Origin of the sequence: Streptomyces nitrosporeus, assembly GCF_008704555.1 — a bacterium.
In the GTDB taxonomy this organism is placed as follows: Bacteria; Actinomycetota; Actinomycetes; order Streptomycetales; family Streptomycetaceae; genus Streptomyces; species Streptomyces nitrosporeus.
Window position 1 is genome coordinate 3,994,346 of sequence record NZ_CP023702.1, and the last position, 14,252, is coordinate 4,008,597.

The 14,252-nt window shown below is 72.5% G+C and carries 9 protein-coding genes and 2 pseudogenes; 8 read left to right on the forward strand and 3 right to left on the reverse strand.

Going from position 1 to position 14,252, the window contains the following annotated elements; translation table 11 throughout:
- Positions 1-35: 35 nt before the first annotated feature.
- Positions 36-1,700, reverse strand: coding sequence for an ABC-F family ATP-binding cassette domain-containing protein (locus CP967_RS17785; protein WP_150488919.1), 1,665 nt, complete (start codon positions 1,698-1,700; stop codon positions 36-38).
- A 917-nt stretch (positions 1,701-2,617) separates the two neighbouring features.
- Between CP967_RS17785 and CP967_RS17790 the strand changes: the two genes are divergently transcribed.
- The 7 genes from CP967_RS17790 (at position 2,618) to CP967_RS17820 (ending at position 11,968) form a co-directional block, all read left to right on the forward strand.
- Positions 2,618-4,000 (forward strand): SGNH/GDSL hydrolase family protein, encoded by a 1,383-nt coding sequence (locus tag CP967_RS17790; RefSeq protein WP_150488920.1) that lies wholly within the window; start codon positions 2,618-2,620, stop codon positions 3,998-4,000.
- A 181-nt stretch (positions 4,001-4,181) separates the two neighbouring features.
- Entirely contained in the window at positions 4,182-5,096 is a 915-nt protein-coding gene (locus CP967_RS17795) for an SDR family oxidoreductase (RefSeq protein WP_150488921.1), read from the forward strand.
- 371 nt (positions 5,097-5,467) lie between these two features.
- Complete coding sequence (locus CP967_RS17800; RefSeq protein ID WP_150488922.1) at positions 5,468-6,067, forward strand: hypothetical protein; 600 nt, start codon at positions 5,468-5,470, stop codon at positions 6,065-6,067.
- Between the two features lie 585 nt (positions 6,068-6,652).
- Positions 6,653-9,058 carry a PA14 domain-containing protein gene (locus CP967_RS17805; protein WP_150488923.1) on the forward strand — a complete coding sequence of 802 codons (2,406 nt, stop codon included), beginning with the start codon at positions 6,653-6,655 and terminating at the stop codon, positions 9,056-9,058.
- A 227-nt stretch (positions 9,059-9,285) separates the two neighbouring features.
- Positions 9,286-9,759 (forward strand): hypothetical protein, encoded by a 474-nt coding sequence (locus CP967_RS17810; RefSeq protein WP_373300408.1) that lies wholly within the window; start codon positions 9,286-9,288, stop codon positions 9,757-9,759.
- An 11-nt stretch (positions 9,760-9,770) separates the two neighbouring features.
- A complete protein-coding gene (locus tag CP967_RS17815; protein ID WP_244338966.1) occupies positions 9,771-10,340 on the forward strand; it encodes an ATP-binding protein in 570 nt (189 codons plus the stop codon).
- Between the two features lie 233 nt (positions 10,341-10,573).
- Positions 10,574-11,968: an MFS transporter gene (locus CP967_RS17820; RefSeq protein WP_150488926.1), complete on the forward strand. Its 1,395-nt coding sequence runs from the start codon at positions 10,574-10,576 to the stop codon at positions 11,966-11,968.
- 146 nt (positions 11,969-12,114) lie between these two features.
- Here CP967_RS17820 and CP967_RS17825 read toward each other — a convergent pair whose 3' ends face one another.
- Positions 12,115-13,224, reverse strand: coding sequence for a hypothetical protein (locus CP967_RS17825; RefSeq protein ID WP_150488927.1), 1,110 nt, complete (start codon positions 13,222-13,224; stop codon positions 12,115-12,117).
- A 439-nt stretch (positions 13,225-13,663) separates the two neighbouring features.
- Here CP967_RS17825 and CP967_RS17830 point away from each other — a divergent pair.
- A pseudogene (locus tag CP967_RS17830) lies at positions 13,664-13,902 on the forward strand (TipAS antibiotic-recognition domain-containing protein); the annotation flags it as partial.
- A 76-nt stretch (positions 13,903-13,978) separates the two neighbouring features.
- Here CP967_RS17830 and CP967_RS35450 read toward each other — a convergent pair.
- Positions 13,979-14,245, reverse strand: a pseudogene (locus tag CP967_RS35450) (hypothetical protein); the annotation flags it as partial.
- Positions 14,246-14,252: the final 7 nt, after the last annotated feature.

Here is a 14,252-nt window from a genome sequence, read left to right on the forward strand (position 1 = left end):
CGCCCGCCCCCGGGACGGCACCGGCCCCGCGCCCCTCACCCGCCGGCGGCGGGTGACGCCAGCAGTTCGCGTACCTCCTCGGCTGTGGTCTCGGTGAGTTCCTCGCCGACGAACAGCCACCGGGTGATGCCGACCGACTCCAGGAAGGCCAGGTCGTGTCCGGCGATCACCAGCGCCCCCTCGTAGGACTCCAGGGCGCCGGTGAGCCGGTGGACACTGGCCAGGTCCAGGTTGTTGGTCGGCTCGTCGAGCAACAGCAGCTGAGGGGCGGGCGCGGCGAGCATCACCGCCGCGAGGGCCGCCCGGAAGCGTTCCCCGCCGGAGAGGGTGCCCGCGAGCTGCTCGGCGCGCCTGCCCTTGAAGAGGAACCGGGCCAGCTGGGAGCGGATCTGGTTGTCGGCGACCCCCGGCGCCAGCCGGGCCACGTTCGCCGCGACACTCAGTCCGTCGTCCAGCACGTCGAGCCGCTGCGGCAGGAAGCGCAGCGGCACGAAGGTCCTCGCCTCGCCCTCCTCCGGGTCCAGCTCGCCGGTCAGGGTGCGCAGGAGCGTCGTCTTGCCGGAGCCGTTGCGGCCGATCAGGGCGACGCGTTCGGGGCCGCGCACCTCCAGGTCGGCCCCGCGCAGCGAGCCGAAGCGCGGCCGCAGTCCGCGCAGACCGAAGACGGTACGGCCCGCCGGCACCGCGGTGTGGGGGAGGCTCACCTTGATCGTGTCGTCGTCGCGGATCGCGTCCGCCGCTTCGTCGAGCCGCTCCCGGGCCTCCTGGAGCCGGTCCTCGTGCAGCCCCTTCAGCTTGCCCGCCGCCTCCTGCGACGACCGTTTGTGCGCGCCCGCGACGATTCTCGGCGCGCGCCGCTGGGCGTCCATCTTCTTGTTGTGCCGCTGCCGGCGGGCCACCTTCGTCTGGGCCTCCTCCAGTTCGCGTCGCTGCCGGCGCACATCGGACTCGGCGGCACGCAGGGTGCGTACGGCGGCCTCCTGCTGGGTGGCCAGGGCCTCCTCGTACGCCGAGTAGCCGCCGCCGTACGAACTCACCGACCCGTCACGCAGTTCGATGATCCGGTCGACGCGTTCCAGCAGGTCACGGTCGTGGCTGACGACCAGGAGGATGCCGGAGCGCCAGGAGGCGACGGCGTCGTACAGGCGGCGGCGCGCGAAGACGTCCAGGTTGTTGGTCGGCTCGTCGAGCAGCAGGACGTCGGGGCGCTCCAGGAGGAGCGCGGCCAGGCGCATCAGGACCGTCTCACCGCCGGACAGCTCACCGACGGTACGGTCCAGGCCGATGCCGTCCAGGCCGAGCGAGCCGAGGGTGGCCAGGGCGCGTTCCTCGACGTCCCAGTCGTCACCGACCGTCTCGAAGTGCTCCCCGGCGACGTCCCCGGCCTCGATGGCGCGCAGCGCCGCCCGCTTCCCGGTGATCCCGAGGGCGTCCTCGACCCGGCGCCCGGTGTCGAGGGTGACGTTCTGCGGCAGATAGGCGAGGTGGCCGCCGACGGTCACCGATCCGGCGGAGGGCCGGAGCCCGCCCGCCAGCAGACGCAGCAGGGTGGACTTGCCGGAACCGTTGGCGCCGACGAGGCCGGTACGGCCCCGCGGGACGGTGAGCGACAGCCCGTCGAAGACCTCGGTGCCGTCCGGCAGGCGGAAGGACATCGCGGACGCGGTGAGGGAGGCGGCGGGGGCGGAGGGCTGGGACATGGTGATTCTCGCAGTCGTATCCGTGGGATCAGGGATTCGTGTGCGAGCACCACGCGGCGACCGGCCGGGGAGAGAAGGGTGTCCTGTCCGTACGGGGGACGGCGGGTGCACCGAGGTCGCATCCACGCGGGTCACGGGGCGGCGGAAAGCCGACTGCTGCGTGACGGTTACGGCGACGGCCGTACCGCGTGATGATCGCGGGCCTCAGATGCGCAACGTCCACCTCTATCGGAGACAACAGGACGCTTCGACTGTAACGCAGCCGGGGGCCGGCCCGGAAGGTTTTCCGGGCGGGCGGCGCGGGCGGCGTGGGCCGCCCGCGCTGTATGGGCTGCACGGGTCGTGCGTGCCGCGTGGGGGAGCGGGCTGCGTGGGGGCACGGCCGTGTGGGCGGTACGGCAGGCCGGTGGCGCCGGCCCCGGTCGTCCCTGCTCGTCCTCGGCCGTCTTCGGGTGTCCTCTGGTGTCCTCGGTCGTCCTCGGCGGTACGGCGGCCGGGGCCGGGATCGAAAGAGCGGCGCGTGGGCATCTCCCGTCTCCCGTCAGGGCGCGGTCCCGGGAAGCGGCCGGACCCGACGCATGAGCCAGGTTCTTTGGGACTCAGGCCGGAAACCGACCCTCCAGGAGCTGCGGAAAAGCGTCTGACCTGCGTGAACGGGCATGCGGCAGGGGGGAGGCGCCCTCTTGACGGCTCCCCCTCGCTTTCCCTACCGTCTGCTCGCCCGATCGGTGGTGAGGGCGAAAGTTTCGGAACGGGCCGGTGACGGAACGCCCTCGCGGCGGAGCCACGCGGGCGTTCCGGCGACGCGGTGAGGGGGCGCCGGGCACCGTGGGCCGGGTGCCCCTTCCGGCCGGAGCCCTCACCGCTCACCCCCGCCCCTCGTGGGCGAGGCCGTCACCCGGACTGGAGAGATCCGTATGAGTCATCGCTTTCCCGCCGTCCGTCCACGAGGCGCCGGCCGCGGGCTGGCAGCCGTGGTCGCCGGCGCCCTGCTGCTGACCGTGGCCCCGGCCGCCTCCTCCTCCGCCGCCCCCTCCGCGTCCCCTGGCGGTGGCCGTGGCGCCGCCTGGACCGGCACCTGGGCGACGACCCCCACAGCCGCCCCGGCCTCGGACACCACCACCTTCGAGGACCAGACGATCCGGCAGACCGTCCGGGTCAGCATCGGGGGCGACCGGGTGCGGGTCCGGCTGTCCAACGAGTTCGGCACCGGTCCGCTCACCGTCTCGGAAGCCCGCGTCGCCCGTGGCGCCGACGACGGGCCCGCCTCCCGGATCGATCCCCGCACCGACCGCCGGCTCACCTTCGGCGGCCGTACCTCGGTGACGATTCCGGCGGGAGCGCCGCTGGTCAGCGACCCGGTGGCCCTGCGGGTGCCCGCCGGGACCGACCTGGTGATCAGCCTCCACCTGCCCGTGCGGACCCCGGGGTCGACGCTGCACGCGTTCGCCCTCCAGCACAACTTCGTCGCCGAGGGCAACGTCACCGGGCGTACCGACATCACCCCGAGCGCCACCATGGACCGGTGGTACTTCCTCACCGGGGTGAGCGTGAGCACCGACCGGGGCCCGCGCGGCCGCGCCCCGTCGGCGTACGGCTCCGCCCCCTCGGCGCACGGCCGGTCCTCGGCGGTCGTCACCTTCGGCGACTCCATCACGGACGGGGCCGAGACCGAGGCGGACGCCAACCACCGCTGGCCCGACCGTCTCGCGGAGCGGCTGCGCCGCGCCTACGGCCCGGATGCCGTGGGCGTCCTCAACCAGGGCGTCAGCGGCAACCGGCTGCTGCACGACCCGAACCCGCCCGCCGGCTCGGACGCCGAGGGCTTCGCCGCGTACTTCGGCCAGAGCGCGCTGCGCCGTTTCGACCGTGACGTGGCCTCCCAGCCGGGGGCCGAGCACCTGATCGTGCTCCTGGGCGTCAACGACCTGGGCCACCCCGGCACCGTCGCCCCGGAGTCGGAACGGGTCACGGCGGCCGACCTCATCGGCGCCCACCGCCAGATCATCGCCCGCGCCCACGACCGCGGCCTCAGGGTGTACGGCGGCACGATCCTGCCGTTCAAGGACGACACCCTCGGCTTCTACTCCGCGCGCAACGAGGCCGCCCGGCAGGCCCTCAACCACTGGATACGCACCAGCGGCGAATACGACGGGGTGATCGACTTCGACAAGGCGCTGCGCGATCCGTCCGACCCCGGGCGTCTGCTGGCCCGTTACGACAGCGGCGACCACCTCCACCCCGACGACGAGGGCGCCGAGGCGATGGCGGCGGCGGTCCCGCTCCGGCTGCTGCGCTGACGGCGCTCCCGGAGCCCGGGCACCGGACGCGCCTCGTCCGGTGCCCGGCGGGCCGGACGCCGGGACGCGGGATCCGGGCCGGAAAGGTGACGGAAGGTGTCCGGTTTCCGCGCGACGATGCGTGCCGTCGGCCCCGCACGGCCGACGGCACAGTGCAACGCGGACCCGGAAGGACACACGCATGTCAGCACCGCTGGACGGCAAGGTCGCTCTCGTCGCCGGAGCGACACGGGGAGCAGGCAGAGGAATCGCGGTGGAGCTCGGCGCGGCCGGGGCCACCGTCTACGTCACGGGTCGCAGCACCCGGGAGCGGCGCTCGGAGTACGACCGCCCCGAGACCATCGAGGACACCGCCGACCTGGTCACCGCCGCCGGGGGCCGGGGCATCGCGGTGCCCACCGACCATCTGGAGCCCGCCCAGGTCCGTGCTCTGGTGGAACGGATCTCGGCGGAACAGAACCGGCTGGACGTGCTGGTGAACGACATCTGGGGCGGCGAACACCTCTTCGCCTGGGACGCCCCCGTCTGGGAGCACGACCTCGACAAGGGGCTGCGGCTGCTGCGGCTCGCGGTGGAGACCCACGCGGTCACCAGCCACCACGCCCTGCCCCTGATGCTGCGTCACCGGGGCGGGCTGGTGGTCGAGATGACCGACGGGACCGCCGAGTACAACCAGGACCACTACCGGCTGTCCTTCTTCTACGACCTGGCCAAGACGTCCGTACTCCGCATGGCGTTCGCCCTGGGCCACGAACTGGGGCCGCGCGGTGCGACAGCGGTGGCCCTGACGCCGGGGTGGATGCGGTCCGAGATCATGCTCGACCACTACGGCGTGACGGAGGAGAACTGGCGGGACGCCCTGGAGCGGGAGCCGCACTTCGGTATCTCCGAGACCCCGTACTACGTCGGCCGGGCCGTCGCGGCCCTGGCCGCCGACCCGCAGGTGAACCGCTGGAACGGCGCGTCGCTGTCCAGCGGCCGGCTGGCCCGGGTCTACGGCTTCACCGACCGCGACGGAAGCAGCCCCGACGCCTGGCGTTACCTCACCGAGGTCCAGGACCCGGGCAAGCCCGCCGACACCACCGGCTACCGCTGATCCCTCCCGGCCCGCGACCGCGCGGCCGTACGGCGCTCCGTCCGGGGGCGGGGGACGGCGGCGGGGTCCTCGACCGGTGTGCGGAGACCGCTGCTTTTTCTCGGTATGGGCGCAGAGAACTTTGGATGCGTCTTTTGTTTGCCTTGTCCCTTTCTTGCGTGGTTCCCGTGCCGTAAGCCCGGCCGGCTTCGCCGACGATAAGGAAACGAAGTCGGCCGGGCGGCCCTTAAGGGGTGCCCCCGGAAGGAATTAACCGGAGGCCGGCCGTTGTCGTCGCGGACGGGAAGGCGTGCGTAATGGGAAGAGGGTGATCCTTTTCGTGGTAGAGTCTTAATGAATTCGCAGGACGCCGCGATTAAAAGGGGAATGGCGTGAATACCGAGAAGGTCACGGCTCGACGTCTTACGGCCGAGGAGATTTCAGAGTTGGGCCCCCAGGACGGCATCTTCGTCTCGGCAGGGACGGATGGCTTTCCTCTCGACTGCTACGCCCCGGCTCTCCTCACGAAGCCGGGCAAGAACTTCGAGGGGGGTTCCTTCGAGGTGAAGACGGTCTTCGGTGAGGAGTTCCACGTCCTCCCGGACAACACCGAAGAGGCCGGGGTCTGGATCGCCGACAAGGCGGGGGAGGAGATCGAGGTCCTCCGGAGCGCCGGTGTCCTTCTGAACCTCGCCCTCTTCGTGCCCGGCGGCAGCAAGGAGTCCCTGGACTCGCTCTACTCCGCCGCGCGGGACGCGTTCGGCGCGGGGATCGTCCAGCGCTGGGACGAGGAGGTCGTCGAGGTGCCGGACGTCAAGGTCGACCTGTACGAGGAGCCGGCCCGGGCGCGGAAGGGCGGGAACAGCCAGAACCGCGACCGTCGCGCCCTGGACATCTACCCGACCCGGGTGAGGTTCCTGGAGCCCAGCGAGGGCTGGAAGTTCGTGGTCGAACCGCACAAGGAGATCGTCGACGACACGCCGACGATCTGACCCGGCGGCGGCCTGGTACACCCCTCCGGGCGCCGCACCGGAAGGGCCATTTCCTTCCGGTGGTGAATTCAGGAGGGAATGGGCGGCCCGCTGATGTGGTTGCCGCCGACAGCGCAGTCGAACGCCCGGCCGGATACTTCCGGCCGGGCGTTTCGCATGGGTTTTCCGCGCGGACGCCGCGCATGGGTGTCATGCGCGGGAGCCGCGTGTGAGCGTTGCGCGCGGGTGTTCCGTGCGAATGCTCCGTGCGAACACTCCGTACGGGCGGGTGCCGAATTCCGTGGCGCAGGAATCCGGGCGGCCGCAGCTGCCGAAGAGGAGAGGCGGAGAGATGGATCGACGGGTTCTCCGGGAGCGGTGACAGGAATCCGCATCGTGCCGCTGTCCCGGAAAGCACCGCCGCCCGGTCCCCGGGCCGGGAACCGCCCCCGCACCACCGGAGGACCACCGGAAGGCCGCCGACAGCCCGCCGGCAGCCCGCCGTGACGGCTGCCGGTGAAGACTCGTACAACCAATCGGCATCCTCGCCGGTCTGTTCGGAGACGTCTGATCGACATCTGTCGCCGAACAGGACTGAAGGACTTGATGAACCCAGCCAGACGCACTGTCGCCACCGCCCTGGTTCTCGCCACGGCGGGCGGAGTGCTCCAAGCCGCTGCCGTATCCGCCTCCGCGGCGGTGAGCTGCGCCTCACCCGTCTTCAAACGGCAGTTCTTCGCGAACACCACGTTCTCGGGCAAGCCGAAGAAGACGGACTGCGACTCCGCGATCTCCCAGAACTGGGGCAAGGGCGCGCCCGCCTCCGGCCTGCCGTCCAACAACTTCGGCGTCCGCTGGACGGTGACGCGTGATTTCGGATCCGGTGGCCCCTTCACGTTCACGGCCTCGGCCCAGGACGGCATACGGGTCTACGTCGACGGCGTCCGCAAGGTCAACCTGTGGAAGAACGTCTCCGCCACCGTCAAGAAGACGGTCAACGTGACGATCCCCCGGGGCAAGCACGAACTCCGCGTCGACTTCGTCAACTGGACGGGCACCGCGAACGTCACGTACGCCTACGCGCCGCGCACCACCGCCGGCGTCGACAAGGTCAAGCCCCTCACCCCGACGGGCACAGCCGTCTCCTACAGCACCACCACCGGCGCGGCCAAAATCACCTGGGCCGGGAACAAGGAGATGGACCTCGCGAAGTACCAGGTCCACCGGCGGCTGAAGGGCTCGCCGTACACCGGCAAACCGCTCGCGACGACCACCGCCAGGTCCTACACCGACAGCGCCCTGCCGAAGACGGGCGCGTCGTACTACTACGAGGTACGGGCCGTCGACAAGACGGGCAACACCTCCGCCGGCAGCACCGACAAGCTGGTCACCACCGTCGACAGGACACCGCCCGCCGCGCCGTTCGTCGAGTGGGACGGATGCCCGGACGGCCGGCCCTACGCGGCCCCGCAGCTGGTCACCACCGCGAAGAACGCCGCCGACATCGTCCGGTACGAGATGCAGCGGCTCGACGCCGCCACGAACCGCTGGAGCACCGTCTACTCCGGGAGCAAGGGCGCTATCTGCGACACCGGTTACCCGGCCGACGGCAGCAAGGTCACCTACCGGGGCCGGGCCCGGGACGCCGCCGGGAACTGGTCGGCGTACTCGGCCGCCACGACGTTCACCACCCCCGACCGGACCCCGCCGGCCGCCGTCGCGCAGCTCCGCGCCGAGTACCGGTCGGGCGTCCCGCACCTGGTGTGGTCACCCGTCACCGGGGCCGCCTCCTACCAGGTCCTCCAGTACGACCCGGCGACCGGCGGCTACACCGGCGCCCTGCCCGGGGAGAACACCACCACGCGGACCGACGTGGTGCCGCTCCAGTCGGCCGCCGTCGCCCACAGCTACCGGTACGCGGTACGCGCGCTGGACGCCGCGGGCAACGCCGCCGCGCCGGTGGAGACCACGCTGGAGATGGCCGACAGGCCGGAGGCTATCGCCCCGTTCAGGACCACCGCCCACGCGTTCGACGAGGGCGTGATGATCGAGTGGAGCGGCGTCGACCCCTGGACCGTCGACGAGAGCCCCCTCCCCACGTACCGGATCCTCCGCACCGACACCGCGACCGGGGAGACCGGGACCGTGGACGGGTGCAAGCCGTTCACCCCGTGGGACGAACCGCTGGAGGACCCGGAGACGTACTGGACCTGGGCGGACGACGACGCCCCCCTGTCCGCCCGCAAGCAGGTCAACGGCACCTGCTGGGACGTCCAGGGCGCGTCGGAGACGGCGTACGAGTACCGGGTCGTGACCATCGACCGCTACGGACACGCCTCGCAGCCAGGCCCGGCCGCCACGGAGACCACCCCGGACACCGAACGGCCCGCCCCGGTGAAGGACCTGACGGCGGAAACCGTCCCGCTCGGTGTCCGGCTGACCTGGACACCGCCCGACGACACCGACGTCAGCGGCTACCGCGCGTGGCAGGGCGTCACCGACCCGGACAGCGGCGAGACGGTGTGGAAGGACAACTGCTGGACCGGAAGTTCCCTGGCCGCCACCGAGATCCTCTGCCCGACGGTCCCTGACGGCGCCACCCACGTCTACAAGGTGGCCGCCATGGACGACTACCGCCACGACGAGCCGCTCGACGCCCTCCACCCCGCCGAGGTGTCGGCCACCCTGCCCGACACCCGGCCGCCGGGCTGGACGGGGACCGAGGTCCGCCAGGACCAGTACCCGGAGCTGTACGTCGGCTGCTCCGAGAGCTCCGGCCTCGGGGACTGCTCCCGCTTCGCGAGCTACCGGGTGGAGCGCTGGGACCCCGTCACCGCCGCCTACACCACCCTGGCCGAGGGCACGACGGACGGCGCCGGGTACCACATGGACACCACGGTGCACGAGGACCTGCTCGGCCTGTACTACTACCGCGTCGTGCGCCTGGACGCCTCAGGCGCCGAGGCCGTGACCCGGTCGTCGGCGTACGGCATCTGGGAATCCTGGCTCTGACCGGACGTGAGGGGGCCGGGAGGAAACACCGGCCTCCTCGCACCCCCGTGAGCGCCGGTCCGGGCCCCTCGTACTTTGTGAGCGCCGGTCCGGCCGTCCCGTGCTCCTCGTGAGTGCCGGTCCGGCCGCCCGGGTTCCGGAACACCGGGCGGTCCGCCCGGCCGGTACGGGACCATGTGTACGCCGGTGAACGGAGCAGCTCTCAGGGGGTCAGGGTGGTTTCGGAGATGTGGACTTCGGTCCTCTCACTCACGGGTGTCGCGCTCGGCGGAGGGCTGACGGCCTTCTCCCAGCGTGCCACCCAGCGGTCCGCGGAGCGGGCCGAGGAACGTCGGCTGAGGGCGGCGACGAGCGAGGCACGCCGGAGCGAACAGCTCCAGGCGGTCAAGGAGTTCCTCGTATGCGCCCAGGCGGCCGAGCGCGCGGCTTACAACCGGCCCGAGGCCTGGGGCGATGACGACGACTGGCGCACACGCGCCGGTGACGCCATGACGGCGCTCTGGGTCGCCGAACGGCACCTCGTGCTGCTGTGCGACCCGGTCCTGCACGGCCCTGTCCACACGTACGGGCGTGCGCTCAACCAAGCGGTATGGCGCGAGATCGGCGACACCGAGGTCAACGAGCACCTGGAGGAGCACAAGGCCGCCTTCATGACCGCGGCCCGCACGAGCCTTTCCGCACTGCCGGCCCGGACCCCGTGAGCTCCGGGCCGGTGGTGGTCCCCGCAGGACTCGTCGTACTGGTGGGGCCACCGGCCTCGGGCAAGACCGCCTTCGTCCGTGAGCTGATCGCCCAGGGCCGCCTCGACCCGGAAGCCGTGGTCTCCAGTGACGGCATCCGCGAGGAGTTCTTCGGGAGCGGGGCGCCGGACGCCACCTCCGACGCGGCTGACGCACGGGTCTTCGAGGAGCGTGACCGCAGGATCACCGCCAGGCTCGCCGCGGGCCGGACCACGGTCGCCGAATCGACCAACGTCACCCCGCGGGCCCGCGCACGCCTCATGGCCGTCGCCGGACGGTCCGGCGCGCCGGTGGCCGTGCTGCGCTTCCCCCAGGACGAAGCGGTCCTGCTCGGGCAGAACGAGGAGCGGGAGAGGAACGACGTCTCCGCCGAGGACGTCATGGCCTGTGCGGCCGTCATGAGGCGGTACGCGGACGAGGCCCGGCTGCGCGCGGAGGGCGCCGCCTTCGTGTGCGACGTCCCCGGGCGGGGGCAGGGGACCACACCGGCGGAAGCCGCCCGGCGGTTCACGTTCCGCCGGGCCTGGGACGCGCCGGGGTGAGCGGACCTCGCGGGTGGGTGAGGGGCCCCGCGGGTGGGTGGATCTCACGGGTGGGTGAGCGGATCTCGTGGGCTGGTGAGGGGTCCTCGCGGGTGGGCGGGCGGATGTCGCGGCGGGGGTGTCCGGGGCGGGGGTGTCCGGGGCGGCACCGAGGGCCCCGGACACCCTCCCGGCCGGAGCCCTTAGGGTGCGGGGGGTACCCCCGCCGCCCCGCCTCGGAGACCCACGCCCTCATGGAGAACGCCCCGCCGGATCCACTGGTCCGGCGTCACCGCAGGGCACTGCAACTGTGCTTCGCGATCCCCGGACTGTCGCTCGCCACCTGGGTGACCCGGACCCCCGACATCCGGGACCGGCTCGGTGCCTCCACCGCCGAGATGGGCCTGGTGCTCTTCGGTATGTCGATCGGCTCGATGCTCGGCATCCTGGTGGCCGCCGCCCTGGTGGCGCGGTTCTCGACGCGCCCCGTCATCGTCGCCGGCATGTGCCTGGTGGCGGCCGGTGTGGGCACGATGGCCCTGGGCACGACGGTGGCCTCGGCCCCGTCGGTGGCCTTCGGCCTGCTGCTCCTCGGCGCCGGGGTGGGCCTCTCGGAGGTCGCCAGCAATGTCGACGGCGCCGTCGTGGAACGGGAGTTCGGGCGGCCTGTACTGCCGGCCCTGCACGGTTGCTACAGCCTCGGCACCCTGATCGGGGCGGGCCTCGGGGTGGCCGGTGCCGCGAGCGGCTTCCCGGTGCCCTGGCACCTGGCGGCCGTACTGCTCCTCGTGGCCGTGCTGCTCGCCTTCGCGGTACCGGGACTGCGCCCCGGCATAGGCCGCTCCCGGCCCGCGGACGCCGGGTCTGCGGGTGCCGGGTCTGCGGATGCCGGGACGGCGGGTGCTGGCTCTGCGGATGCCGGGCCTGAGACCGCCGGGTCTGCGGGTGCCGGGCCCGTCGTCGTGGAGCAGCCCGCCACCGGAGGGGTCCGGGAACGCCGGCTGTACCTCGACCTGCGGCTGCTGATGATCGGCGGCGTGGTGTTCGGCATGACGCTGGCCGAAGGCGCCGCCACCGACTGGCTGCCGCTGCTGATGGTCGACGGCCACGAGATGCCCTCCGGCCTCGGGTCGTTGGTGTACGCCGGTTTCGCCGCCGCCATGGCGGCCGGCCGCTTCGCCGGAGGGCCTGTGGTGGCCCGCGTCGGCCGGCCCGTGGTCCTCGGCGGCGGCGCGCTGCTGACGGCCGTCGGTATAGCCCTGGTGTCCTTCGTGGACTCCCCGGTGGCAGCCGGCTGCGCCGTACTGCTCTGGGGGCTCGGTACCTCCCTCGGCTTCCCGCTGGCCCTCTCCGCGGCAGGCGAGTCCGGCCCGGACACCACCGGCCGTGTCGCCCTGACCTCCCGGATCGGATACGTCGGGCTGCTGGTGGGTCCGCCGGCACTCGGCTTCCTCGGCGAGCACCACGGGCTGCGCGCCGCGATGGTCCCGGTCCTGCTGCTCATGCTCGTCGCCGCCGCGCTCTCACCCGCCACCGCGCCCCGGCCCCTCCGCACGGGAGAGCCGGGGCGCGGGGACGACGCGCGACCGCTGCGGACGGACGGGGCGGCCGGCCGCGAACCGGTGCCCTCCCGCCCGGACCGGCCCTGACCGCTTCGCCCGCCGCGAAGGGCACGGGCCGGGCCCGGCAGACACCCGGCCTCGAAGGCCCCATGCCGTAACCCTTCGTTTCCCGTACCCGGGAGCTCCCCGCCCGCGTGGCTGGGGCGTGCTCCGGGGAGCCTGAGCGGCAGGGGTCAGCGGGCCGAGGTGTAGGCGGTGAAGAAGGGGGCCTTCACCGGCGCCCCGCTGGGTGCGAAGCAGTTGACGTAGAGCCGGACGGAACCGCTGCTCCGGTCCCACGGCGCGTACAGGCCGCAGTACTCGGGACCCTTGCCGTAGGCGGTGGTCTGGGCGGTGTCGGACGGGACGGCGATCGACGGCATGGTGACCACGAAGGGCGCCCCCGAGCCGCCGAAGGTGTTGGTGGCCCCGCTGGAGTTGTAGTTGGTCAGCGTGGGCAGCGACCCGTTGTACCAGAGGTAGCCGAACGCCTTCGGGGGGAAGGCCGGTCCGTGGACCGCCCGCAGGTGGGAGTAGCTCAGCGTCCACCTGGTGTCGTACGGGGAGCCGGAGGCGTCGTAGCAGGCGACCAGGACGGTCTGCCCCGCCGTGCCCGGCGCCCAGTCGGACACCTTGCATCGTGCACCCTGCCTGGCGTCGACCGCGGTGACCTGGAGGTTTCCGGCGTGGCTGGACAGTCCGAGGCCGGGCAGCCAGGCCTTCCAGACACCGGTCGCGCCGTGGCTCGCCGAGTTGACCGCCCCCGTGGAGTTGTACTGGGTGAGAGCCGTGCCGCTGGTGTCCGAGTAGAGGTAGCCGTACGAGCCGGAGGGCGTGGCGGGGGTACCGCTGCTGCTGGTGTAGAGGACGGTGAAGGTGGAGTTGTCGGGCGCGCCGCCGGGGCGGTAGCAGTCCACGTAGACGTCCTCGCCGGACCCGGTGTCCTTCCAGTCGACGGCCTGGCACCAGCGGCCCGTGCTGTCGACCGCGGTGACGTGGGCGATCCCGTCAGGCCCGCCGATCATCGGGAAGTGCACCACGTACGAACCGAGGCCGATCTGGTCCACCTTGACGGGGTTGGCGGACGGAGAGGCCCAACTGCCCCACTGGCGTGAGGGGTCGGGTGCGTAGCCGGGCGGCGGCGTCGGGTTGTCCAGGTAGGCGAAGCCCCAGCGGTCGGGGACCGCGGCGTGGGCGGTACCGGCGGAGGGAAGGGCTGCGGCCAGCAGTGCGGCCAGCATGCCGAGGACGAGCAGGACGGCCCGTACGGGTCTGCTCGACGGGACTGCGGTGCGGACGTGCATGGGCGTGCCTCCTGTGGACGAGGTGGGTGCTGCCTACGCGATCCGGTGCTGTGGTGCGGACGTCCCCGGCGTGCGGTGCGGGCGGGCGCGGCTCTCCTCCGTCATGGCACCGCACGACCACGGCAGTGCGGAGCAGACTCCTCCACGCTCCGCGGTGCCCCGTACGTGCGGGACTCGGCGCGCTCACTGTTCCAGAAGCACGGTCCGGTGTGGCGTTCTCGGCCAGCCGTTTCCGGCCCCGTCACCTCCGGCGCAGGTGCATCAGGGCCCACACGGTCCTCCTGGGGCGCGGTGAGGATCAGTGGTTCCGGCCGCTGCTCGGAGCCGAGTCACCCCTTCTCTGCACTTCCTTCACCTCCTCTCCACACGCACCACGGTCCGGCGTGTCCGGAATCCGCCTGCCGCCTTACCCGCCTGCCCGCACCCCGTATCCGGAACCGGCGTTGTCGCCGACGCGCGCCCCGCCCCGCCCTGGCGGCCGGGGGGAGCGGGGCAGGCCGAGACAGCCGCCCGGTACCGGGCCCTGACCCGGCTGCGGGACGTGTCCGCCGAGGAGACCGCGCCATCGGACGCTCCTGCGTGGAGAACGACGCGTGGCACCCCGCGTACGAGGCGATCACACCGGGGCTGGCCGCCTACCAGCGGGACGCCGTCGAGGCGTACGCCGTGACCCGGCTGAACCGACCCGGGACCGGGCCGGACCCCGGCGGGCGCCGGCCCGCGGAGACAGCTCCGGCCCGCCGCACCGCCGGGCTCACCTCGCCCGGCTTCCCGGACGCCGGGCGAGGTGCTGCCCGTTCGTTCTCACGGACGCCGAGCGCGGCTCCGGACGGCACCTCCGGACGAGCACGTCTGCGGGGACATCTCGGCTGACCAGTGTGCGCAGTGTGGGCCACAGGCCGACGAGAAGGCCCCGGTCGAGGTACTGGACCAGGTCGTCGTGCCGGTCCTCGGTCAGAACGATGCGGTAGCGGTTCATTCGCAACCGGGACTGGCCGAGGTCGGACGTGGTCGGTCCCGACCGGCGG